Annotated in this window: 13 protein-coding genes; 5 read left to right on the top strand and 8 right to left on the bottom strand. The window is 70.1% G+C overall.

Annotated elements, in window-relative coordinates; all coding sequences use genetic code 11:
• Nucleotides 1-38: 38 nt before the first annotated feature.
• Nucleotides 39-443, top strand: coding sequence for a MerR family transcriptional regulator (locus ACFYP5_RS00430; protein WP_093772475.1), 405 nt, complete (start codon nt 39-41; stop codon nt 441-443).
• Nucleotides 444-446: 3 nt separating this feature from the next.
• Nucleotides 447-788 (top strand): thioredoxin, encoded by a 342-nt coding sequence (trxA, locus tag ACFYP5_RS00425; protein WP_389028596.1) that lies wholly within the window; start codon nt 447-449, stop codon nt 786-788.
• Nucleotides 789-798: 10 nt separating this feature from the next.
• On the opposite strand, the gene ACFYP5_RS00420 is transcribed toward trxA, so the two are convergent.
• A complete protein-coding gene (locus tag ACFYP5_RS00420; protein WP_389028593.1) occupies nt 799-1,749 on the bottom strand; it encodes a TIGR04222 domain-containing membrane protein in 951 nt (316 codons plus the stop codon).
• A gap of 360 nt (nt 1,750-2,109) precedes the next feature.
• Between ACFYP5_RS00420 and ACFYP5_RS00415 the strand changes: the two genes are divergently transcribed.
• Entirely contained in the window at nt 2,110-4,320 is a 2,211-nt protein-coding gene (locus tag ACFYP5_RS00415; protein ID WP_389030655.1) for a HelD family protein, read from the top strand.
• On the opposite strand, the gene glgB is transcribed toward ACFYP5_RS00415, so the two are convergent.
• The 4 genes from glgB to ACFYP5_RS00395 form a co-directional block, all read right to left on the bottom strand.
• Nucleotides 4,277-6,724, bottom strand: a complete 2,448-nt coding sequence (glgB, locus tag ACFYP5_RS00410) for a 1,4-alpha-glucan branching enzyme (RefSeq protein WP_389028591.1) — start codon at nt 6,722-6,724, stop codon at nt 4,277-4,279. The genes ACFYP5_RS00415 and glgB overlap by 44 nt on opposite strands.
• Nucleotides 6,725-6,822: 98 nt before the next feature.
• Nucleotides 6,823-8,241, bottom strand: coding sequence for a phosphotransferase (locus ACFYP5_RS00405; RefSeq protein ID WP_389028588.1), 1,419 nt, complete (start codon nt 8,239-8,241; stop codon nt 6,823-6,825).
• A gap of 321 nt (nt 8,242-8,562) precedes the next feature.
• A complete protein-coding gene (treS, locus tag ACFYP5_RS00400; RefSeq protein WP_389028585.1) occupies nt 8,563-10,269 on the bottom strand; it encodes a maltose alpha-D-glucosyltransferase in 1,707 nt (568 codons plus the stop codon).
• Complete coding sequence (locus tag ACFYP5_RS00395) at nt 10,266-12,332, bottom strand: alpha-1,4-glucan--maltose-1-phosphate maltosyltransferase (RefSeq protein ID WP_389028582.1); 2,067 nt, start codon at nt 12,330-12,332, stop codon at nt 10,266-10,268. The genes treS and ACFYP5_RS00395 overlap by 4 nt, the downstream gene beginning before the upstream one ends.
• 865 nt (nt 12,333-13,197) lie before the next feature.
• Here ACFYP5_RS00395 and glgP point away from each other — a divergent pair.
• Together glgP and ACFYP5_RS00385 are read left to right on the top strand one after the other, a co-directional pair.
• Nucleotides 13,198-15,801 (top strand): alpha-glucan family phosphorylase, encoded by a 2,604-nt coding sequence (gene glgP, locus ACFYP5_RS00390; RefSeq protein ID WP_389028579.1) that lies wholly within the window; start codon nt 13,198-13,200, stop codon nt 15,799-15,801.
• A 201-nt stretch (nt 15,802-16,002) separates the two neighbouring features.
• On the top strand, nt 16,003-17,235 hold the full coding sequence (locus ACFYP5_RS00385; protein WP_389028576.1) for an alginate lyase family protein: 1,233 nt from the start codon (nt 16,003-16,005) through the stop codon (nt 17,233-17,235).
• A 109-nt stretch (nt 17,236-17,344) separates the two neighbouring features.
• On the opposite strand, the gene ACFYP5_RS00380 is transcribed toward ACFYP5_RS00385, so the two are convergent.
• From ACFYP5_RS00380 to ACFYP5_RS00370, 3 genes are all read right to left on the bottom strand, one after another.
• The gene (locus tag ACFYP5_RS00380) at nt 17,345-19,369 is read right to left on the bottom strand and encodes a M4 family metallopeptidase (RefSeq protein WP_389028573.1); all 2,025 of its coding nucleotides are present in this window, start codon (nt 19,367-19,369) and stop codon (nt 17,345-17,347) included.
• Between the two features lie 503 nt (nt 19,370-19,872).
• Nucleotides 19,873-21,678 carry an ABC transporter ATP-binding protein gene (locus ACFYP5_RS00375; protein ID WP_389028570.1) on the bottom strand — a complete coding sequence of 602 codons (1,806 nt, stop codon included), beginning with the start codon at nt 21,676-21,678 and terminating at the stop codon, nt 19,873-19,875.
• Nucleotides 21,675-23,465, bottom strand: a complete 1,791-nt coding sequence (locus tag ACFYP5_RS00370) for an ABC transporter transmembrane domain-containing protein (RefSeq protein WP_389028567.1) — start codon at nt 23,463-23,465, stop codon at nt 21,675-21,677. Before ACFYP5_RS00370 ends, ACFYP5_RS00375 begins: the two co-directional genes overlap by 4 nt.
• Nucleotides 23,466-23,481: the final 16 nt, after the last annotated feature.

Here is a 23,481-nt window from a genome sequence, read left to right as displayed (position 1 = left end):
CTTGCCTTGACGCCCGCGTCAACCTTTACGGTCGAAGCATGCGAATCGGGGAGCTGGCCGAGCGGGCCGGGACGACGACGCGGACTCTGCGCTACTACGAGTCACGCGGACTGCTGCCTGCGCGGCGGGCCGTGAACGGGTACCGCACGTACGACGAGGACGATCTGCGTCTGCTGCAGCAGATCCGGACCCTGCAGGACTTCGGGTTCGACCTGGAGGAGACCCGGCCGTTCGTCGAGTGCCTGCGCGCCGGCCACCCGGCCGGTGACGCCTGCCCCGCCTCGCTCGCCGTCTACCGGCGCAAGCTCGGCGAGCTCGACTCGCTCATCGAGCAGCTCCGGTCGGTCCGCGCCCAGGTGGGCGCAGAGCTCGCAAGGGCCGAGCTGGAGGCCGCGGCCGAGCTTCCTGGCGGCCCGGAACCACGTTGTGAACTGGGAGGATGACAGATGATTCATGCAGAAGGCGTGGCCGAGGTCACCGATGCCACCTTCGACGGGGAGGTGCTGGCGGCCGAGCTGCCCGTGCTGGTCGAGTTCACCGCCGACTGGTGCGGACCGTGCCGTCAGCTCGCCCCCGTGCTCAGCGCGATCGCCGCCGAGGAGGCCGGGCGCATCAAGATCGTCCAGCTCGACGTGGACGCCAACCCGGGCATCACGAGCCGCTACGCGGTGCTGTCGATGCCGACCCTGATGGTGTTCCGGTCCGGCGAACCGGTGAAGTCGATGGTGGGCGCCCGGCCCAAGCGCAGGCTCCTGCAGGAGCTGGAGGACGTGCTCGAGAAGGTGTGAGCCACGACGCTCAGTAGTTTCCGCCACCACAGCTGCTGCCACCGCCGCAGCTGTGGTGACCTCCTCCGTCGTACGAGGAGCCGTGCGAGCCGTGCGAGCCGTACGAGTCGTGGGAGCTGCCGGATCCGTAGGAGCCGTGGTCGCTGCCGGTGCCGCCGCTGTCCGGGCTCCGGTCGTCGTCCGGATCCAGTGCCTTGCCGTACTTGATCAGCATCCGGCCCACCGACGGCAGGCGGCCCCCGCCCCCGTCCCACCGCCGGGAGCGCCGGCGCTCACCCGGCAGCGCGCTGCGCCCGTCGAACACCACGTCCCCGAGCGCGGCCGATGCCCACAGCTCGCCGGTGCGTATCGCCGCCAGGCGGCGACGGCCCGCCGGGGTCAGCCGACCCCGCGCCGGGCACAGCACCCGCACGGCCAGACAGCAGGCTCCCACCACGACGAACGGTGCCGCCTGCCGCAGCCCCTGCGGGGCGGCCAGGGCGGCCAGGACCGCCGAGCCGCACACCACGACGGTCAGGCCACGCGCGGCGTACAGACGGGCCAGGGCGCGTGGCGGGGCCATCAGCAGACCGGACGAGACGAGCCGGTCGCCGATCTCGCGTACGGCAGCGGCCCGCACTGCCCGTACCCGCAGCAGCGTCGGGGTGGTGGAGCCGGAGGTCCGCCACTTCTCGACCACCGCACGCTCCACCGGACGCTCGGGTTCCGTCCACGGCTCGGGCAACCGCAGCCGCCCACCCGACCCGATCACGACGTTGTTGTCACTGCCCCACAGGGTGTGGAGCGCCGCCTCGACCACTCTCTCCGGTCCGCCGGCCAGAAACGCCGCATCGTACGGACCCAGTTCGGGCGCACGCTCCCGGCGCCGCCACGGCAGCAGTCGCCGACCGGAGAGGGCCAGGCAGGCGGTGGCGGCGACCAGTGCGGTCGCGGCGTCGATGAGCGTGAGTGCGGTCCACATGGCAGCCCCCGATCCGGACGTGCTCCGGATGAACGTGCGTATGCGAGGGGTATCTCCGTGTGAAGCACGGCCAATCCGAACAAGCCTGATTTCAGAGCTTTTTCTGAGCTTGTTCCGAGCCGCTCGCTTCCCCCGTGCTCGCGGTCCGGGCCAACGGTCGCAGCCGCGCGCCCGACTCCGGGCGCGCCGGCCCCCTGCGAGGCGTCTCCTGGACGAAAACAAAAAACCCCGGTCCGAATTGACGGCCGGGGTACTTCTTCGCCTATATTGAATAGTTCCGTATGTGCCTGCGACGCAATATACGGAGAACTTCAATAAGCATACTCTATCGCGCCAGGAGCTGAATTGTCAACTGAGGAAATGCGGCAGGAACAGCAATTCGTCTCCCTTGCCCACGAGCGGCTCGACCAGCTCCGGGCGGCGGCCGAAGCCGCCATGCGCGCCACGATCGCGCAGCTCAGCACCGGTCGACAGGCGCGGGTGGAGCGCGATATCGGCGTCGCCGAGCACTCCGCCTCACTCGCCTCGCTGAATGCCGCCGTCACGGGACTCTGTTTCGGACGGATCGACAGGCGCGACGGAGTCACGCACCACATCGGGCGCATCGGAATCCGGCGGGACGACGCCGAGCGGACCCCGTTGCTGATCGACTGGCGGGCTCCCGTCGCCCGGCCGTTCTATCTCGCGACCGGGTACGAACCGATGGGGCTGCGCCGCAGGAGGCACATCACTACGCAGGGGCACACGGTCACGGGGCTGCACGACGAGATCATGGATCTCGCCGACAACACCCGCACCGGATACGAATCGCACGACGCCGACGAGGTGCTGCTCGCCGCGTTGAACAGCGCCCGCACGGGCCGGATGGGCGACATCGTCTCGACCATCCAGGCCGAACAGGACCACATCATCCGCGCCCCGCAGAGCGGGGTGCTGGTCGTCGAGGGAGGGCCGGGCACCGGGAAGACCGCGGTCGCGCTGCACCGGGCCGCGTATCTGCTGTACGCGCACCGTGAGCAGCTCGCCAAGCGGGCCGTGCTGATCGTCGGGCCCAACCCGGCCTTCCTCGGTTACATCGGCGACGTACTGCCCTCGCTCGGTGAGACCGGCGTACTTCTGTCGACGGTCGGCGAACTGTTCCCCGGCGTCCACGCCACCGGCACCGACAGCCCGGCGGCCGCCGCCGTCAAGGGCCGGGCGGACATGGCCGGCGTACTGGCCGAGGCCGTACAGGACCGGCAGCAGGTGCCCGAGAAGGGCGAGCCGATCGTCATCGCGCACGACGACGGGGAGCTGATCCTCGACTGGGACATGGCGGTCGAAGCGCGGCACAAGGCCCGCGAGACCGGCCTGCCGCACAATCTCGCCCTGCCCACCTTCGCCTTCCGGATCATCGACGATCTCACCATGCAGCTCGCCGACCGCATCGGAGCCGACCCCTACGGCGGTCCGAACTTCCTCGGCCCCGACGACATCGCCCAGCTCGGCAAGGGCATCGCCGCCAGCGCGGAGGTGCACGCCGCCATCACCTCCCTGTGGCCCCCGCTCACTCCGCAGGAGTTCCTCGCCGGTTATCTGGAGGAGCCCACGCATCTCGCCGAGGACGACGCCGAACTGCTCCGGCGCGCTAGGAAGGCCGCCTGGACATCTGCCGACGTGCCCCTCCTCGACGAGGCCGCCGAGCTCCTCGGTGCGGACGACTCCGCCGCCCGGGCCGCCGCCGAGGCCGAGCGGGCCCGCCAGATCGCCTACGCGCAGGGCGTCCTCGACGTCTCGTACGCCTCCCGTACCTACGAATTCGAGGACAAGGAGGACATCGACGAGGACGCCTCCGAGGTCCTCGCGGCGCACGACATCATCGACGCCGAACGGTTCGCCGAGCGCCAGGAGGAGGCCGACCACCGCAGCGCCGCCGAGCGCGCCGCCGCCGACCGGACCTGGGCGTTCGGGCACATCATCGTCGACGAGGCGCAGGAGCTCTCGGCCATGGCCTGGCGGCTGCTGATGCGACGCTGCCCGACCCGCTCCATGACCCTGGTCGGCGACCCGGCCCAGACCGGTGACCTGGCAGGCTGCGACTCCTGGCAGGAGATCCTCGCGCCGTACGTCCAGGACCGCTGGCAGCTGGCCCGGCTCGGGGTCAACTACCGTACGCCCGCCGAGATCATGGAGTACGCGGCCGAGCGGCGCCGGGCCACCGACCCCGCCTTCGAACCCCCGCGCTCCATCCGCTCCACCGGCGCACGGCCCTGGGAGCGCACTCTGCCGCTCGCCGGCGTGGCCGGGCTCGCCGAGGCCGAGGCCCCGGCGGAGGGCAGGCTCGCCGTCATCGCCCCGCGCGAGCTCCACGCGCAACTCACCGGACTCGACGACGGGCCGCTGGATCTGCACCGCCCCGTCGTCCTGCTCGACCCGCGCCAGGCCAAGGGCCTGGAGTTCGACACGGTTCTCGTCGTCGCACCCGAGCTGATGACGCCCAACGATCTCTATGTGGCGCTGACCCGGGCCACCCAGCGGCTCGGGGTCATCACACCGGCTTCAACCACACCGTCGCCAGCGGCGGCAGGGTGAACTGGACGCTCGTGCGGTGACCGTGGGCGGCGACGGACTCCGGCTTCAGCGGATCCGGGTTGAGCACGTCCCCGCCGCCGAACCGTGCCGCGTCCGTGTTGAGCACCTCCGCCCAGGCGGACACGGACGACGGCACGCCCAGCCGGTACTCGTGACGGACCACCGGCGAGAAGTTCGACACCGCGAGCAGCGGCGCACCGTCCGCGTCGAAGCGCAGGAAGGCGAAGACATTGTCCTCGGCGGCTCCGCCGTCGACCCAGGCGAAGCCCTCGGGGACGGTGTCCCGTTGCCACAACGCCGGTGTCGCCGTGTACACCGCGTTCAGCTCACGTACCAGGTCCCGGACGCCCCGGTGGTCCGCCTCCGCCGCGTACGAGGGGTCGAGCAGCCACCAGTCCGGGCCGTGGCCCTCCGACCACTCGGCGCCCTGGGCGAACTCCTGTCCCATGAACAGCAGTTGCTTGCCCGGGTGCGCCCACATGAAGCCGAGATACGCCCGGTGGTTGGCGCGCTGCTGCCACCAGTCGCCGGGCATCTTCGACACCAGTGCCCGCTTGCCGTGCACCACCTCGTCGTGGGAGATCGGCAGCACGTAGTTCTCGCTGTACGCGTACACCATCGAGAAGGTCATCTCGTTGTGGTGGTACTTGCGGTGCACCGGCTCCTTCGAGACGTACTCCAAGGAGTCGTGCATCCAGCCCATGTTCCACTTCAGCCCGAAGCCGAGCCCGCCGAAGCCGCCGGGGCCGACATGGTGGGTGGCGCGTGTGACGCCGTCCCAGGCGGTGGACTCCTCGGCGATGGTGACGACGCCGGGATTACGCCGGTACACGGTGGCGTTCATCTCCTGGAGGAAGGCGACAGCATCCAGGTTCTCCCGGCCGCCGTGCTCGTTCGGAGACCATCCCCCGTCCTCGCGCGAGTAGTCGAGGTAGAGCATCGAGGCGACGGCGTCGACCCGCAGCCCGTCGATGTGGAACTCCTCGCACCAGTACGTGGCGTTGGCGACCAGGAAGTTGCGCACCTCCGTGCGGCCGAAGTCGAACTCGAGCGTGCCCCAGTCGGGATGCGCGGCGCGTGCCGGGTCCGAGTGCTCGTACAGCGGGCGGCCGTCGAATTCGGCGAGCGCCCAGTCGTCGCGCGGGAAGTGCGCGGGCACCCAGTCGACGATGACGCCGATGCCGGACCGGTGCAGCGCGTCGATCAGATACCGGAAGTCGTCAGGGGTGCCCATACGCGAGGTCGGGGCGAAGAAGCCGGTGACCTGGTAGCCCCAGGAGCCGCCGAAGGGATGCTCGGATACCGGCATCAGCTCCACATGCGTGAACCCAAGGTCCCTTACGTAGGAGGGAAGTTGCTCGGCGAGCCGGCGGTACGTGAGCCCCGGCCGCCAGGACGCCAGATGCACCTCGTACACGGAGAACGGCGCTTCGTGCACGGGTACGTCCCCGCGCCGAGCCATCCACGCCTGGTCCTGCCACTCATGGTGCGAGGCCGTCACGACCGAGGCATTGGCGGGCGGGACCTCGGTGCGGCGGGCCATCGGGTCGGCGCGCACCGTGTGCGTACCGTCCGGGCGGCAGATGTCGAACTTGTAGAGCGCACCCTCGCCGATCGCGGGGAGGAACAGCTCCCAGACCCCGCTGGAACCGAGCGAACGCATCGGGAAGCCGGTGCCGTCCCAGTAGTTGAAGTCCCCGATGACCCGCACCCCGCGGGCATTGGGCGCCCAGACGGTGAACCGCGTACCGGCGACCCCTTGGTGCTCCATGGGCTGTGCGCCGAGCGCGGTCCACAGCTCCTCGTGCCGCCCCTCGCCGATCAGATGCAGATCGAGATCGCCGAGCGCGGGCAGGAAGCGGTACGGATCATGGACCTCGATCTCGTTGTCCGCGTAGCCGACCAGGAGTTGGTACTCGGGGACGGACGGCATCGGCAGCAGACCGGAGAAGAGACCGTCGCCGTCGTCGTGCAACTCGGTCCGCAGCCCCTTGGCGAGCACGGTCACCGATCGCGCGTACGGACGGAGCACCCGGATAGCCACACCGCCGCGGACCATGTGCGCGCCGAGCAGATCGTGCGGGGCGTGGTGCTCACCGGCGAGCAGCCGTCCCCGGTCGGCGTCGTCGAGGGCCCGCACCGGCCGGACGCCGCGGCCGGTGGCACGCCGGGGCCGCGGGGGAGAGGTGTCGGTCCGCTTCTGCGCCGTCTTCTTCCGCTTGGCCGGGGAGGTCGCCGAGCTCGCGGGCGCCGAGGGCGCTGCCGTGTCCGTGGAGGCGGAGAGTGCCGGCTGGGGCGCTGGGGCTGCGGGGGCCGGCTGGGCCGCCGGGGTCGGCCCGGCAGCGGGTGCTGACGGGGTCGCGGTGGGATCGGGCGCTTTGCGGGGCGGCTTGCGGGCGGTCACAGGGACAGCCTCCTCGAGGGGTGTTGGTGAGGCAGGGATCAGGTGGCCGGGCAGGGGAGAAGCCGCCCGGCCGAAGAAGGTGCGCACTGCGCGGGGCATCAGTCGACGGCGGCGGCCAGGCGGTGGATCGCGGCCATCGGGACCGGCAGCCAGTCGGGCCGGTGCCGGGCCTCGTACAGCACTTCGTACACCGCCTTGTCGGTCTCGTGCGCCCGCAACAACTCCGGTTCGCTGCGCGGGTCGAGGCCCGCGGCCTCCGCGTACCCGTCGCAGTACGCCGCTCGGCAGCGGGCCGCCCACTCGGCGTTCCAGGGCCGCTGCGAGCGGGCCGCGTAGTCGAAGGAGCGGAGCATGCCCGCGATGTCACGCACCGGCGGCTGCGGACGGCGGCGTTCCAGGAGTGGGCGCGCCGGTTCGCCCTCGAAGTCGATCAGTGACCAGAAGCCGTCGGCCGCGCGCAGCGTCTGGCCGAGATGGAGGTCGCCGTGGACGCGCTGGGCGGCCCAGCTGCGGCCCTTGTGACCCAGCGTGGCAACGGCGTCGAACGCGGTGCGCAGCCCGGGGACGTAGGGCACGAGAGCGGGAACGGCCTGGGCGGCCGCCTCCAGCCGCTGCAGCATTCCGGCGGCGAGATGCTCGGTCTGGGCGCTGCCCAGCACGGGCGTCGGCAGGGCGGTGGCGAGCGCCGTGTGCACCTCGGCCGTGGCCCGTCCGAGGGCGCGGGCCTCGCGGGTGAAGTCATGGCCCGAGCCCAGCGCGCGCAGTGCCAACTGCCAGCCGTCCTCCGCGCCGCGCAGGAACGGCTGGAGAACGCCGAGGGTGAGCGGTTCCGGGGCCGTCGCCTCGAACCAGGCGACGGGTTCCGGCACCCGCCCGCAGCCCTCCCGGGAGAGAGCGAGCGGCAGTTCCAGATCCGGGTTGGTGCCGGGGAAGACCCGGCGGAAGATCTTGAAGATGTAGGCGTTGCCGAAGACGAGGGAGGAGTTGGACTGTTCGGTGTCGAGCACGCGGGGGGTGAGCCCGGCCGGGATGGGGGCGGCGCCCCGGTCGAAGCGGAGGGTGCCGAGGGTGCCGGGGGTACGGAGCCGTTCCAGCAGGAGTTCGGCGAGGCGCGGATCGTGCAGCCCCTCGTAGACCGTCCGGCCGGCCAGCGGACCGCCCGCCACATGGCCGATGAGGGCCGGGGCGAGCCGTGGCGGCAGCGTGGACCGTACCCCGAGCAGCATCTGGTAGCAGTCGTCGGGCGACTGGGCGGGCAGGGACGGCTGGTGGACCCGGATCAGCAGATGGAGCAGCCCCGGCCCCGTCCCCGGGCCGGTCCCCTGGTTGATGCCGGTGGAATCGGCGTCCACCGGCAGTATTTCGGTCGCCGAGACAAGGGAGAAGGCCGTGACCGGCCGCCCCTTGCCCGCGAACCACCGCTGCCGGGGGAGCCATTCATGCAGCAGCGGGGCGAGTGACGGGAGCAGGGCTGTGCTGTTCGCGAGGGCGACCCGAGTGGATGCAGCCTCCGACATGGCATCGCGTCCTTTCCCCGGGCACACCACAGGATGCGAAGAGTGTCCCGGATTGCGGCAATAGCTGTCCGGCTGTGCGGGACGTGTCGGGTCAGGATGGTCCGTACGGACTCGACATGAGGGCCTCGAAAAGGCATGAGACCCCCGGAAGGACTCCCGAACGACTCCGGGGGAGCCGCCCCGAAGGGCCCCGAAGCTCCGTAACTGTCTTAAGAGCCCTGAAGAACCCCGAAGAGCCCTGAAGAGCTCGATGTGGGGGAGAGTGCCCCGTGCGGGGCGGCGGAAACCGCCCCGCTTTCAGCGACGGAAATTGACGCCTTGTCAGCTCGGCGGCACTTCCTTCCGCAACCTGAACCAGTAGAACCCGTGCCCGGCGAGAGTCAGCAGGTAGGGCCACTGACCGATCGCGGGGAAGCGCACCCCACCGATCAGCTCCACCGGATGACGCCCGTTGAACAACCGCAGATCGAGCTCCGTCGGCTGCGCGAACCGCGAGAAGTTGTGCACGCACAGGACGAGATCGTCCTTGTACTCACGGGTGAAGGCGAGCACGGCGGGGTTCGACGACGGCAGTTCGCTGTACGAGCCGAGGCCGAACGCCCGATTCTGCTTACGGATCTCGATCATCCGCCGTGTCCAGTGCAGCAGCGAGGACGGAGAGGCCATCGACGCCTCGACATTGGTCACTTGGTAGCCGTAGACCGGGTCCATGATCGTGGGGAGATAGAGGCGCCCCGGATCGCTGGAGGAGAATCCCGCGTTGCGGTCCGGCGTCCACTGCATCGGGGTCCGTACGGCATCCCGGTCGCCCAGCCAGATGTTGTCGCCCATCCCGATCTCGTCCCCGTAGTACAGAATCGGGGAGCCGGGCAGGGACAGGAGCAGCGCCGTGAACAGCTCGATCTGGTTGCGGTCGTTGTCCAGCAGAGGCGCGAGCCGCCGCCGGATGCCGATGTTGGCCCGCATCCGGGGATCCTTGGCGTACTCCGCGTACATGTAGTCGCGCTCTTCGTCCGTGACCATCTCGAGCGTGAGCTCGTCGTGATTGCGCAGGAAGATGCCCCACTGACATCCGGACGGGATCTCCGGGGTCTTCGCCAGGATTTCGGAGACCGGGTAGCGGCTCTCGCGCCGTACGGCCATGAAGATCCGCGGCATCACCGGGAAGTGGAACGCCATGTGGCACTCGTCGCCGCCGGCCGGGAAGTCGCCGAAGTAGTCGACGACGTCTTCCGGCCACTGATTGGCCTCGGCGAGCAGCACGGTGTCCGGGTAGTGCGCGTCGATCTCCTTGCGGAGCCGCTTGAGGAACTCGTGGGTCTCCGGGAGGTTCTCGCAGTTGGTGCCCTCCCGCTGGTAGAGGTACGGCACGGCGTCGACGCGGAAGCCGTCGATGCCGAGGTCCAGCCAGAAGCGGAGTGCGGAGATGATCTCCTCCTGCACCGCCGGGTTCTCGTAGTTGAGATCGGGCTGGTGGGAGAAGAACCGGTGCCAGTAGTACTGCTTGCGCACCGGGTCGAAGGTCCAGTTGGACGTCTCGGTGTCGACGAAGATGATCCGGGCGTCCTGGAACTGCTTGTCGTCGTCGGCCCAGACGTAGTAGTCGCCGTACGGGCCGTCGGGGTCGCTGCGGGACTGCTGGAACCAGTCGTGCTGATCGCTCGTGTGGTTCATGACGAAGTCGATGATCACGCGCATGCCGCGCTGGTGTGCGGCATCGACGAACTCCACGAAGTCGGCGAGATCGCCGAACTCCGGCAGTACCGCGGTGTAGTCGGAGACGTCGTAGCCGCCGTCGCGCAGCGGCGACTTGAAGAACGGCGGCAGCCAGAGGCAGTCGACGCCGAGCCACTGCAAGTAGTCCAACTTGGCGGTGAGACCCTTGAGGTCGCCGATGCCGTCCCCGTTGGAGTCCTGGAAGGACCGGACGAGGACTTCGTAGAAGACTGCGCGCTTGAACCAGTCGGGATCGCGGTCCTTGGCGGGGGTGTCCTCGAATTTGTCGTGGACAGGCTCATTGACGATCATGGTGTGGGTGACCCTCCGGTCGGCGGGGACGGTCGCAGGACGACGACGTGCGCGGGCGCGACGCCCGGCTCTAGGCGCACATAGAAGTTCCTGCCCCAGTGATAGGTGTGGCCGGTGAGCTCGTCGCGCACCGGCACGGTCTCGTGCCAGTCGAGGCCGAGTTGCGGCATGTCCAACGAGACCGTGGCCTCCTGGGTGTGGTGAGGGTCGAGGTTGACGACCACCAGAACGATGTTCGAACCCGAGCGCTTGCTGTACACGATCAGCGCGTCGTTGTCGGCGGCGTGGAAGTGCACGTCGCGCAGCTGCTGCAGGGCGGGGTGGCGGCGCCTGATCCGGTTGAGCGAGGTGATGAGCGGAGCCAGGGAACGGCCCTCGCGCTCCGCCGACTCCCAGTCCCTGGGCCGGATTTCGTACTTCTCCGAGTTCAGGTACTCCTCACTGCCGGCTCGTACCGGGGAGTTCTCGCACAGCTCGTACCCCGCGTACACGCCCCAGGCCGGCGAGAGCGTCGCGGCGAGCACGGCCCGGGCCTCGAAGGCCGGACGTCCGCCGTCCTGGAGATAGCCCGGCAGGATGTCCGGAGTGTTCACGAAGAAGTTGGGCCGCATGTAGGAGGCCGCGTCGCCGGACAGCTCGGTGACGTACTCCGTGAGTTCCTGCTTGGTGTTGCGCCAGGTGAAGTACGTGTACGACTGCTGGAAACCGACCGTCGCGAGCGTGTGCATCATCGCGGGGCGGGTGAACGCCTCGGCCAGGAAGATCACATCGGGGTCGGTGCGATTGATGTCGGCGATCACCTTCTCCCAGAAGACCACCGGCTTGGTGTGCGGATTGTCGACGCGGAAGATCCGCACGCCGTGGTCCATCCAGAACCGGAGGATGCGGAGGGTCTCCGCGACCAGGCCGCGCAGATCCTTGTCGAAGGCGATCGGATAGATGTCCTGATACTTCTTGGGCGGGTTCTCGGCGTAGGCGATGGTGCCGTCCGGCCGGTGATGGAACCACTCGGGGTGCGTCTCCACCCATGGGTGGTCAGGGGAGCACTGGAGCGCGAAGTCCAGCGCGATCTCCATGCGCAGGGTGCGGGCGGTCTCGACGAAGTGGTCGAAGTCGTCGAGCGTGCCGAGATCGGGGTGCACCGCGTCGTGACCGCCTTCGGCCGAACCGATCGCCCACGGCACCCCGACATCGTGGGCGCCGGGGGACAGCGAATTGTTGGGGCCCTTGCGGTGGGTGGTGCCGATGGGGTGGATGGGCGGGAGATAGACGACGTCGAACCCCATGGCGGCGACAGCGGGAAGCCGCTCGGCAGCGGTACGGAACGTGCCGCTGATGATCCTTCCCTGCGGTGGCTCCTCCGTCCTGGCCGAAGCCTTCCCCGCCCTGCCCTTCTTGGCGGCCTTGGTCGCCTTCACCGGTTCGGCCGGTTCGATCCTGGCCCCCTCGGACCGGGGGAACAGCTCGTACCAGGAACCGAACAGGGCTCGTCTGCGCTCGACGACGAGGGGGAGCGGCCGGGCCGCGGTGACCAGCTCGCGCAGCGGGTGGCGTGCGAGTGCGGCGGTGGCCTCGGGAGCGAGCGCGGCGGCGAGCCGGGCGGCGGCCGGACGGGACTCGTCACGAAGCGCGTCGGCCGCGGCCAGCACCGCCTCGCGCCCGTCGCGTTTCGGTACGCCCTCGGCGGCTCGTTCGTACAGAGCGGCGCCCTCGGCCAGGACTAGCGCGGAGTCGATGCCGGCCGGGATCTTGATCTGGGCATGCTGGCGCCAGGTGGTCACCGGATCGCTCCAGGCCTCGACCGTGTACGTCCAGCGCCCTTCGGAATCGGGGGTCACATCGGCGCCCCAGCGGTCGGAGCCGGGGGCGAGCTCGCGCATCGGTGTCCACGGGCCGGTTCGTCCGCTCGGATCCCGCAGAACCGCGTTGGCGGCGACCGCGTCATGGCCTTCACGGAACACGGTGGCCGTGACCTGGAAGGTCTCACCGGCAACGGCCTTCGCGGGCCTTCTGCCGCAGTCGACGAGCGGGCGGACGTCGAGGACGGGAATACGACCGATCATGGAATCACCTGGGGACTGGAGCTCGGGCTGCACGGGGCGCGGCGAGGCCGGGGAGGGCTGAGCGAGTACGCCGCGACTGTGGGGGTTCGTCCTTTCTAGCTGCTCCGTTGTCGGCTGATGGGGTGTGAGCATGGCCGCTCCTGTCCGCGTTCACTCGAATGGCACTCGAATGGCTGGGGCACGGGTGTGGTGTGCGGGTGGGGACCGGATGCACACCGGACCCGTACGCGCTGCGTACGAGCCGCTGCTGGATCGCAGATGATCCGCATTCGGGCGGTATTCGGGCTGTGTACCGCAGAAGCCTTCCCACCGTTCTCGGGGGGCCAATCCGGTGGTTTGTTAACTACTCGGGCGTAGCTGTGAAGGTCTGAATGCGCCGGGCTCCGCCCCTGGTGACGGGCCGGCGTGGTCGGTCTCGCCGGTGGTCGGCCGGGCCGTGCCGGGCATCGGGCGCGGTCGTGCCCGTCCCATGAGCCGAAACCTCCTCCTCGACGTGGAACTCGCCGCACGGAGTCGCGCCCGTGGTCGGCCGGTTCGCCTCCGACCCCGTACGTGCCACACGGCAGCCTTCCTTGTGGGATGAGGTGCCACAAGGCCACCCGAGGGGGTGGAATCGGCCATAACCCCCGTGGCGGATGTGCAGTGATTTGCTCGGAGTGGGCAGTGATACGGAGGGGACCCATGCCTGCGGGGCTTCGGCCGGGGGCGTGGCCGGGGCGGGCGGCTCACCGGGCGTCGCCCGCGTGAGCCGGTCGCGCGCCGTGGTTCCGCGGTACGGCGCACCGCTACCGTCGAGGGTGACGGAGAGGGCGCACACCGTGGTGCGTCCCCTCGGATTCGTACGTCCCCTGTAAAGGTGGAATACGTGAAGGCCATTCGTCGATTCACCGTCCGTCCTGTCCTCCCCGATCCCCTTCAACCGCTCAGCGACCTCGCCCGCAACCTGCGCTGGTCCTGGCACACCGAGACACGTGAGCTCTTCCAGGCCGTCGCCCCGGAGGGCAGCCGGGAGGCCGACTCCGACCCTGTGGGTCTGCTCGGCACCGTCTCCGCCGGGCGGCTCGCCGAGCTGGCCCGGGACGAGCAGTTCCTGCACCGGCTCAACGAGGTGTCCGGCGCCCTCCAGGAGTATCTGGACGGTCCGAGGTGGTACCAGGAGCAGCAGGCGCAGGGCACGGAACTGCCGGCCGCCGTGGCGTACTTCTCGCCCGAGTTCGGCGTGGCCGCAGCCCTCCCCCAGTACTCCGGCGGACTCGGCATCCTGGCCGGGGACCATCTGAAGGCCGCCAGCGACCTGGGCGTACCCCTGGTCGGGGTGGGGCTGCTCTACCGGCACGGCTACTTCCGCCAGACACTGTCGCGTGAAGGCTGGCAGCAGGAGCACTATCCCGTGCTCGACCCGAACGAACTGCCGCTCTCCCTGTTGCGCGAGGGGGACGGAACACCGAGCCAAGTGGTGCTGGCCCTCCCCGGCGGCCGCTCGCTCCACGCCCGCATCTGGCAGGCCCAGGTCGGCCGCATCCCGCTGCTCCTGCTCGACTCCGACGTCGAGGAGAACGCGCCAGGCGAGCGCGATGTCACCGACCGGCTGTACGGCGGCGGCAGTGAGCACCGGCTGCTGCAGGAGATGCTGCTCGGCATCGGTGGGGTACGGGCCGTACGTACCTACTGCCGGCTCACGGGGCACGCCGAGCCGGAGGTGTTCCACACCAACGAGGGACACGCCGGCTTCCTGGGGCTGGAACGCATTCGCGAACTCTCCGGCACCGGGCTGGATTTCGACTCCTCGGTCGAGGCGGTACGGGCCGGCACGGTCTTCACCACCCACACCCCGGTGCCGGCCGGAATCGACCGCTTCGACCGGGAGCTCGTCGCCCGCCACTTCGGCGACGACGGTGAACTGGCGGGCGTGGGCGTCGAGCGCATCCTGCAGCTGGGCATGGAGACCTATCCCGGCGGTGAGCCCGGCCTTTTCAACATGGCGGTCATGGGCCTGCGGCTGGCCCAGCGCGCCAACGGCGTCTCCACCCTGCACGGCGCGGTCAGCCGGAAGATGTTCGCGGGACTGTGGCCGGGATTCGACCCTGCGGAGGTGCCGATCACCTCGGTGACCAACGGCGTGCACGCCCCCACGTGGGTCGCGCCCGAGATCTTCGAACTCCGGGAACGGTACGCGGGAACGCCGGGACGCTGGGATGCGGCGGCCGGGATCCCGGACCAGGAGATCTGGGACCTGCGGCGGAACCTGCGCGAACAGCTGGTGACCGAGGTGCGCAAGCGGCTCTCCGCCTCGTGGCGCACACGCGGCGCCGAACCGGCCGAACTCGGCTGGATCGACGGTGTGCTGGACCCGGACGTACTGACCATCGGCTTCGCCCGCCGCGTGCCCTCTTACAAGCGGCTGACCCTGATGCTGCGCGACCGTCACCGGCTCGTGGAACTGCTGCTCCACCCGACCCGGCCGATCCAGATCGTTGTCGCAGGCAAGGCGCACCCCGCCGACGACAGCGGAAAGCGGCTGGTTCAGGAGCTGGTGCGGTTCTCCGACGACCCCAGGGTCCGCCATCGCATCGTCTTCCTGCCCGACTACGGGATGGCGATGGCGCAGAAGCTCTACCCGGGCTGCGACGTCTGGCTCAACAACCCGCTGCGCCCGCTGGAGGCGTGCGGCACGAGCGGGATGAAGGCGGCTCTCAACGGCTGTCTCAATCTGTCGGTGCTCGACGGCTGGTGGGACGAGTGGTTCGAACCGGACTTCGGCTGGGCGATCCCGACCGCGGACGGGTCCGCCATGGACGAGGACCGGCGCGACGAGCTGGAGGCGAACGCCCTCTACGAACTGATCGAGGAGCGGGTCGCACCACGCTTCTACGACCGGGGCGCCGAAGGGCTGCCCGAGCGCTGGGTCGAGATGGTCCGCCGCACGGTGGGCTCGCTCGGGCCCAAGGTTCTGGCGGGACGCATGGTGCGTGAGTACGTGGAGCGGTTGTACGCACCGGCCGCACTGGCCCACCGCTCCCTCGACGCCGCCACGGCGCGGGAACTCGCGGACTGGAAGGCCCGGGTCCGTGCGGCCTGGCCGCGGGTCGCCGTCGACCACGTGGAGGCCCTGGCGGCGAGTACCACGGGCAGTTCGGCCGAGCTGGGGTCGACGCTGGCGCTGCGGGTCCGGATCGCCCTCGGAGCACTGGAGCCGGACGATGTGGAGGTGCAGGCGGTGGCCGGACGGGTCGACTCCGCCGACGCCATCTCGGACTCCCAGGTCTTCCCGCTGAAGCCGACCGGCGGTCAGGACCTGGAGGGCCGCTGGTTGTACGAGGGGCCGCTCGCCCTCGACCGCACGGGGCCCTACGGCTACACCGTGCGGGTACTCCCCGCCCACCCGCTGCTCGCGACCAGCGCGGAGCTGGGCCTGGTCGCCCTGCCGACGGAAGCGACGGGGGACGGCGCGGGCGTGCTGATGCGCTGATGACCCGAGCCCTGGGGCCCGGCACCTGCGAGGTGCCGGGCTCCTTCGTTCTCTGAACGCAATGCCTTGACGTGTCCATGCGATGCATTTAAGTTCCTCACTCATTGCAGAGTTCACAACTCGACTCGATGTTCATGTCCGTGAACCGAACTGGCTCTGAGAAGAGTTGCTGAACCTCCTCCGCACCGGAAGGCACCCCACATGCGTACCGGATCCATCGGGCGCGGCCTCGGCCTCGCCACAGCACTGGCCGCCCTGCTCACCACGGTCTTCATGGCCCCGGCCTCGGCGGACAGAGCCGTACCCGCCGACGGCCCGCAAGCGGTGAAGGCCGCCACGGCCGCGGCCCCGGCCACCTTCACCCACCCCGGCGTCCTCGTCAGCCGCCCCCAGCTCGACTTCGTCCGCGCCAAGGTGCAGGCCGGAGCCCAGCCCTGGAAGAGCGCGTACGACCAGATGCTGGCCAGCAAGTACGCCTCGCTCACCCGCACCGCAAAGCCACGCGCCGTCGTGGAGTGCGGCTCGTACTCCAACCCCAACTACGGCTGCACCGACGAGCGCGAGGACGCGATAGCCGCCTACACCCTCGCGCTGGCCTGGTACATCACTCAGGACAGCCGCTACGCCCAGAAGTCGATCGAGATCATGGACGCCTGGTCGGCCGTGATCCAGGACCACACCAACAGCAACGCCCCGCTTCAGACCGGCTGGGCCGGCTCCTCCTGGCCCCGGGCCGCCGAGATCATCAAGTACACGTACAGCAGCTGGCCGAACTCCGGCCGTTTCGGCACCATGCTGCGCAACGTCTACCTCCCCGAGGTCATCAACGGTTCGAACAGCAACGGGAACTGGGAACTGAGCATGACCGAGGCCGCGATCGGCATCGCGGTCTTCCTCGAGGACCGCACCGCCTACGACAAGGCCGTCACGAAGTTCCGCGGACGTGTCCCCGCCTACATCTACATCGCCGCCGACGGTGCCCTGCCGAAGACCGCACCGGGCAGCGGACTCGACACGCGTGACGAGATCATCGGCTACTGGCAGGGGCAGTCCACCTTCATGGACGGTCTCTCCCAGGAGACCTGCCGCGATCTCACCCACACCGGCTACGGCATCTCCGCCATCTCCCACATCGCCGAGACGAGCCGTATCCAGGGCCAGGACCTCTACCCCGAGATCGCCGAGCGCCTGCGTCACGCACTCGGCCTGCACGCCAAGTACCAGCTGGGCGCGGCAGTCCCGTCGACGCTGTGCGGCGGCACGCTCAAGGACAACCTCGGCCCGATCACCGAAGTGGGATTCAACGCCCTGCACAACCGGATGGGTATCGCCATGACCAACACCCAGACCCTCACCGAGCAGCAGAGGCCGGCCGGGTCCAACAACCTGTTCGTCGCCTGGGAGACCCTGACGCACGCGAACAACCCCAACTGACCCGCATCCGGAGGCAAGCCGCTTCGCGGAACGGCGAAACCGCCCGGGAGGAAGGAGAGTCCCTCCCGGGCGGTTCCGCTCATGGACTGCCCTGAACGTGCTGCTGGGTTCAGAAGGTCAGCTTGAAGCTGTTGATGGTGCCCGTGTCCTGCGAGGCGACGTCCTGGACCTTCAGCTTCCAGGTGCCGTTGGCGACCTCGGACGACGCGTTGACTGTGTAGGTCGTCTGGACGTTGTCCGCCGAGTCGCTGCCCGAGGAGTTCTTCAGCCGGTAGGCCGTGCCGTCCGGGGCCACGAGGTCGATGACGAGGTCACCGCGCCAGGTGTGGGTGATGTCCACCCCGACCTGGAGGTTGCTGGGTGCGTTGCCCGTGACGCCGGTGACGTTGACCGAGCTGGTGACGGCCGCGCCGTTGTCCGGGATGGCGACGTGGGTGGTGTTCTGGAAGACGGTGCCGCCGCCTCCGCCACCGGAGCGCGAGCCGACGTTGACACCGGCCCAGGCGTCGGCCACCGCCTTGTACTCGGCGCTGGTCGTGCCGTACAGCTCACCGGCCGCAGCGAGGGTGCCGGTGCGGGCCGCCGCATAGTTCGTCGTGGAGCTGAACTTGGTGGTGAGCGCCTTGAACCAGATCAGCGCGGCCTTGTCGCGGCCGATGCCGGTCACCGGCAGGCCGTCGGAAGTCGGGGAGTTGTACGAGACGCCGTTGATGGTCTTGGCGCCGCTGCCCTCGGAGAGGAGGTAGAAGAAGTGGTTCGCGGGACCTGAGGAGTAGTGGACGTCCACTCCGCCGATGCCGGAGTACCAGGCGTCCTTGGACGCGCCGTCCTTGCTCGGCTTGTCCATGTAGCGCAGCGGGGTGCCGTCGCCGTTGATGTCGATCTTCTCGCCCACCAGGTAGTCGCCCTGGTCGGTGGCGTTGTTGGAGTAGAACTCGACCGCGGCGGCCATGATGTCGCTGGTCGCCTCGTTGAGACCACCGGACTCGCCGCTGTAGACCAGGCCGGCGGTGGCGGAGGTGACACCGTGCGTCATCTCGTGCGCGGCCACGTCCAGGGAGGTCAGCGGTGCGGCGTTGCCGCTGCCGTCCCCGTAGGTCATGCAGAAGCAGCTGTCGTCCCAGAAGGCGTTGACGTAGTTGTTGCCGTAGTGGACGCGGGAGTACGCGCCGACGCCGTCGCCACGGATACCGGTGCGGCCCTGCACGTTCTTGTAGTAGTCCCAGGTCTCGGCCGCGCCGTAGTGCGCGTCCGCCGCGGCCGTCTCGACGTTCGTCGGATTTCCGTTGCCCCAGACGTCGTCGGAGCCGGAGAACAGCGTCCCGGTGCCGGACGTGCCGTGGTTCAGGTTGTACGTCTTGTGGTTGCCGCGTGTCGTGTCGGTCAGCGTGTACGACGGGGCGGTGCCGAGCGTGACCTGGCCGCTGTACTGGGTGTTGCCGGTGCCGGTCTCGATGGCCTGCCACTCGTAGAGCTTCGCACCGGTGGACGCGTCGGTGATGACGTGCAGCTCGTTGGGGGTGCCGTCGTCCTGGAGCCCGCCGACGACGGTCTCGTAGGCGAGCTGCGGCTTGCCCTGGGCCATCCAGACCACCTTGCGCGGTGACCGGTCGGCGACGGTCTTCTTGGAGCCGGCTGCCTTGGCCGCACCGAGAGCCTGCGACTCGGCCTTGGCCGGGGCGACATCGGCGGCGGTGTCGACGGCCTTCAGCTGGGCAGAGGTGGCCTTGGACGCCTTGGTGACGCTTTCGGTCTCACCGGCCTTGGACTCCTGGACGACCAGGTCCCCACCGAGGACCGGAAGTCCGCCGAAGGTGCGCTCGTAACGCGTGTGCGTGGTGCCGTCGTTGTCCTGGACGACATCGCGGACGACGAGCTTCTCCTGAGAGCCGAGACCGAGCTCCTTGGCCGTGGACGCCTTGCTCGCGTTGGCCTCGCGGATCAGCTCGGCGCGCTGGGACGGGGAGAGCTGCTTGGCCAGTGCCCCGTGATTGACACGGGTGGCGGCCGGGGCGGCAGCGGCACTGTCGGGCGCGGCGGCTGCCGTGCCCGTCTGGATTCCTGCGGCGAGGAGGGCTGCTGCGGCTATCAGAGCGCCGGTCGCGGTGGCACGACGGCTGGGCGTGGATCTCACGCGGACTCCTTCTGCGAGGGGGGTACCGGCGGCTGGGTGAGCCGTCCGGGCAGAGCAAGCAGTGCGCAGAACGGGGGAAGAGTGTCAGCAGATGGACGTCTCTGTCAGGACCGCGTCAACAAGTTGGCCGGAATTCGTCCGTTGCCAGAAACGTCATGTTCGTTAAGCGGACGTTTCACCGATCATCACCGCGACGCCATCCAGGGTCCGGTGCAGGGCCGAATTCGAAGAGCGAGGGAAGTCGAGCACGCGTGCACCGTGTTCGAACAGCGAGCTGGGTACGGGGCGGCGCCCGTCAGCCGAAATGGCCTTGAACTGTGGTTCGTTCCGCACCGTCCGCGACCGGGACGTCCGCCGGAACGCTGCTGCCCGCCGCACCCGCCGCACCCGCCGCACCCGCCGCACCCGCCGCCGAGCGCGGGACGCCCGGCGGCGCGGTCATGGCGGCGGCCGCCGCTGCTCCCCCCGCAGTCCCGTCGCGGAGAACCGGCTCCACGGCATGTTCAGGGCGACGGCGAATGCGGCCGGTCGGCATGCCAGGAACGCCAGAGCGCGGCGTAGGCGCCGTCGGCGGCCACCAGATCGTCATGGGCGCCGAGTTCGGTGATACGGCCGTCCTCCATGACGGCGACCCGGTCCGCGTCATGGGCCGCCTGCAGGCGGTGCGCGATGGCGATGACGGTCCTGCCTTCGAGGACGGCGGCCAGCGCTCGCTCGGTGTGCCGTGCGGTCCGCGGGTCGAGGAGCGCTGTGGCCTCGTCGAGTATCAGCGTGTGGGGGTCGGCCAGTACGACGCGTGCCAGGGCGAGTTGCTGGGACTGTGCGCCGTCCGGGCGGTGTCCCGCATGGCCCAGATCGGTGTCCAGGCCGTCCGGGAGCTCGCCGGCCCACTCGGCGCCGACAGTGGCGAGCGCCGCACGCAGTTCGGCGTCGGTGGCCGACGGCGCCGCTATCCGCAGGTTGTCCCGGACCGTGCCGAGGAACACGTGGTGCTCCTGGGTGACGAGGACGACCTGGCGGCGCAACCGGTCGGGCGTCAGGTCGGCCACGGGCACCCCACCCACCGTCACCGAGCCGGAGCGCGGCACGTCCACGCCGGCCAGCAGCCTGCCCAGCGTGGTCTTGCCGGCGCCGGACGGGCCGACGATCGCCAGATGCTCGCCGGGCCGGACCGTCAGATCGACTCCCTGCAGGACGTCGTCGCCGGCCCCGCCGCCGTAGGCGTAGTGCACACCGGTCACCGCGATCCGGTCGTCCGCCGGTGTACGGGAGCGGGCCGGGGGCACGTGCGCCACCACCCCGATCCCCTCGACCCTGGCAAAGGACGCGCTGCTGCTCTGCAGTTGTTCGACCCGCTGCAGGATGGTGTCCAGCGGTTGGGAGAGCTGCCGCAGATACAGGGCCGAGGCGACCACCGCACCCAGGCTCATGGCGCCGTGGCCGTGCAGCACACCACCGATCAGCAGGACACCGGCCACGGGAACGACGTACGAGATGTCCACGGCGGGGAAGAGCACGCTGCGCAGGAACAGCGTGCGCGTCCGGGTGCGCCGGCACTCCTCGATGGCCCGGTGACACGCGTCGATACGGCTCTGCTGCAGCCCGAGCGCCTCGACGGTGCGGGCGCCTGCGGCGGTGGCCGCCAACTGCTCCGCCAACGCCGAATTGGCCGCACCCTCGGCGAGGTAGGCGGTGAGCGCCCGGCGCAGATACCAGCGGACGGCGAACCAGATGCCCAGCAGCCCGAGCACGCCGCAGGCACCGAGCAAGGGGTTGAGCACGAAGACCGCACCGAGGATGAACAGCGCCTGGACCGCGGCGATCAGCACATCGGGGCCGACGTCACGGAGGGTGGTGCCGACCGCCGCGACATCCGTGGTGCCGCGGGTCGTCAGGTCGCCCGTGCCGGCTCGCTCGACCACCGAGGCGGGCAGCGTCAGTGCGCGATCGGCGAACTGCTCGCGGACGCGCGCCAGGGTCCGTTCGCCGAAACGGTGTGCGACCAGACTGGCGTAGCGGGCCAGCAGGAGCTGTGCCAGGGCGAAAACCAGAATGGTGAGAGCCAGCCGGTCCACGGTGCCGACTCCGCCGCCTGCCCTGACCTCGTCGACGACACGGCCGAGCAGCCACGGGGCGACGAGTCCGGCGCCGGCGGCCAGCGCGTTGAGGGCGAGCAGCGCGGCGAAGGCGCGGCCGTCCTGCCGGACGAGCCGGACGGCCGCGCGACGGATCCGGAACGGTTCGGCGACCGGCAGAGCCCCGGACGGCGGCCGGGGCTCTGCCGGGGCAGCGGACGAAGAGGCAGTCATGAGGTGGCCTCCTGGGGCGCGGGGCCGCCCCCGTCACCGGCGGGGACGGGGGCGTCATCGTCCGAACCACGGGACACCAGCAGGCGGTAACCGGGTTGTCCGTCCAGCAGATCGCGATGGGAGCCGACGGCCGCGACGCAGCCGTCGACCAGGTAGTAGACGGTGTCGGCCCGGTCCAGCACGAGAGGGGAGGTGCTGGTGACGACCGTGGTGCGACCGGACCGTTCCGTGCGCAGCCGGGACGTCATGGCTGCCTCGGTGTGCGCGTCGACGGCCGAGGTCGGCTCGACCGCCAGGAGAATCTCGGGATCGGCCAGCAGGGCCCGGGCGAGGCGGACACGCTGCCGCTGACCACCGGAGAGATTGCGGCCCTGGGCTTCGACGACGGAGCCGAGGCCGTCAGGCAGGCCGCGGACGATGTCCTGGGCCGAGGCGGCCCGCACGGCACGGCGGAGCGCCTCGTCGTCCGGGCCCCGGCCGCCGGAGACGACATCGCGGAGCGTGCCGGCGAACAGGTCTGCCTCGTTGTCCGCGACGAGAATCCGCGTGCGGACCTGGGCCGGCTCGATCTCGTCGAGGCGTACGGTGCCCCAGGTCGCTGCCGACGCGGCAAAGCCGCCGAGACGGTCGATCACCGTCGCGGAGTCCGACGGCCGGGCGCAGACCAGAGCGGTCAGCGTTCCGGGGACCACCTCGACCCCGGACTCGGGATCGTGGAGGACGGAGGGCGACTCGGGCCCGCCCAGAAGTGGCGAAGATGCCTCCCGGCCCGTCGAGTCGGGCTCCAGGGACAGGAAGTGGATGACTCTGCGCGCGGCGACCAGACCGCGGCTGACGTCGTAGCCGCCCTCGATGAAGAAGGAGACGGGCACGGCGAGAACCGCCGTATAGCCGTACACCGCGACCAGTTCGCCGACGGTGATCTCGCCCTGCGCGGCCATCCGGGCCGCCAGCCAGGTCACGGCTCCCAGGAACAGGGTGGGCAGGCCGACGCCGAGTGCCTGGATCCAGCTGGTCACCGCCCCGACCCGGTACCCCTCCGCCTGCAGTTCCTGCGAACCGCGCCGGTAGCGTTCGGCGTAGACGTCCTTGCCGCCGATGCCGTTGAGGACACGCAGACCGCCGGCGATGTCGGCGAAACGGGCGGCGAGGCTGCTCCGCCGGTCGCGGTACGCCGACTCGGCTCCCTGGAGCCGCCCCAGCAGCGGGCCGATCAGCACCGCGAGCAGCGGCACGCCCAGCAGCACGACCACGGCGAGCAGTGGCGAGACGGTCAACAGCAGTGCGGCCACGACGACATAGGCGAGGACGGCGCCTACGCCGGGCCCGGTGACGGTCAGCGTATTGGCGATCATCGCGACGTCGCCGAACCCGATGGTGACGATCTCCCCGGCCGTGGCCCGGCGCGGCAGCGCCGCACCAAGCCTGGTCGCCTGGGCGACCACCACCCGCACCGTACGGAAGGCGCCGTCGAGCCGCACCCTGGTCATCGTGCGGTGCCGCATGATGGCCAGCCAGGCGTTGAGCACCCCGACACCCACCAGTGCCGCGACCCAGCCGGCCAGCGCGGAGCGGCCGCCGGTCCGCAGCCCGTCGTCGATGGCGCGCGACAGCAGGTACGGCGGCAGGGTCAGGCAGATCATCCAGGAACTGCCGAGCAGCGCCCCGGCGGCGACCCGGCGCCGTTGGCGGGTGACCAGCCACCACAGATACCGCCCGGGGCCGCGGAGGTCCGGGGTCCCCTGGTCCGCATACGGGCCGACCGGACGATCCACGGGCTCAGTCATGTACGAACCCTAGACC

It is taken from the genome of Streptomyces sp. NPDC005262, assembly GCF_042872425.1.
GTDB lineage: Bacteria > Actinomycetota > Actinomycetes > Streptomycetales > Streptomycetaceae > Streptomyces.
The sequence above is the reverse complement of the archived record's forward strand: the minus strand, read 5'-3'. Positions and strand labels throughout refer to the sequence as shown.

What these genes read in the sequence shown, in the direction of transcription:
- ACFYP5_RS00430 (WP_093772475.1), top strand. Translation starts at nt 39, where the DNA reads ATGCGAATCGGGGAGCTGGCCGAGCGGGCCGGGACGACGACGCGGACT.
- trxA (WP_389028596.1), top strand. Translation starts at nt 447, where the DNA reads ATGATTCATGCAGAAGGCGTGGCCGAGGTCACCGATGCCACCTTCGAC.
- ACFYP5_RS00420 (WP_389028593.1), bottom strand. Translation starts at nt 1,749, where the DNA reads ATGTGGACCGCACTCACGCTCATCGACGCCGCGACCGCACTGGTCGCC.
- ACFYP5_RS00415 (WP_389030655.1), top strand. Translation starts at nt 2,110, where the DNA reads ATGCGGCAGGAACAGCAATTCGTCTCCCTTGCCCACGAGCGGCTCGAC.
- ACFYP5_RS00405 (WP_389028588.1), bottom strand. Translation starts at nt 8,241, where the DNA reads ATGTCGGAGGCTGCATCCACTCGGGTCGCCCTCGCGAACAGCACAGCC.
- treS (WP_389028585.1), bottom strand. Translation starts at nt 10,269, where the DNA reads ATGATCGTCAATGAGCCTGTCCACGACAAATTCGAGGACACCCCCGCC.
- ACFYP5_RS00395 (WP_389028582.1), bottom strand. Translation starts at nt 12,332, where the DNA reads ATGATCGGTCGTATTCCCGTCCTCGACGTCCGCCCGCTCGTCGACTGC.
- ACFYP5_RS00385 (WP_389028576.1), top strand. Translation starts at nt 16,003, where the DNA reads ATGCGTACCGGATCCATCGGGCGCGGCCTCGGCCTCGCCACAGCACTG.
- ACFYP5_RS00375 (WP_389028570.1), bottom strand. Translation starts at nt 21,678, where the DNA reads ATGACTGCCTCTTCGTCCGCTGCCCCGGCAGAGCCCCGGCCGCCGTCC.
- ACFYP5_RS00370 (WP_389028567.1), bottom strand. Translation starts at nt 23,465, where the DNA reads ATGACTGAGCCCGTGGATCGTCCGGTCGGCCCGTATGCGGACCAGGGG.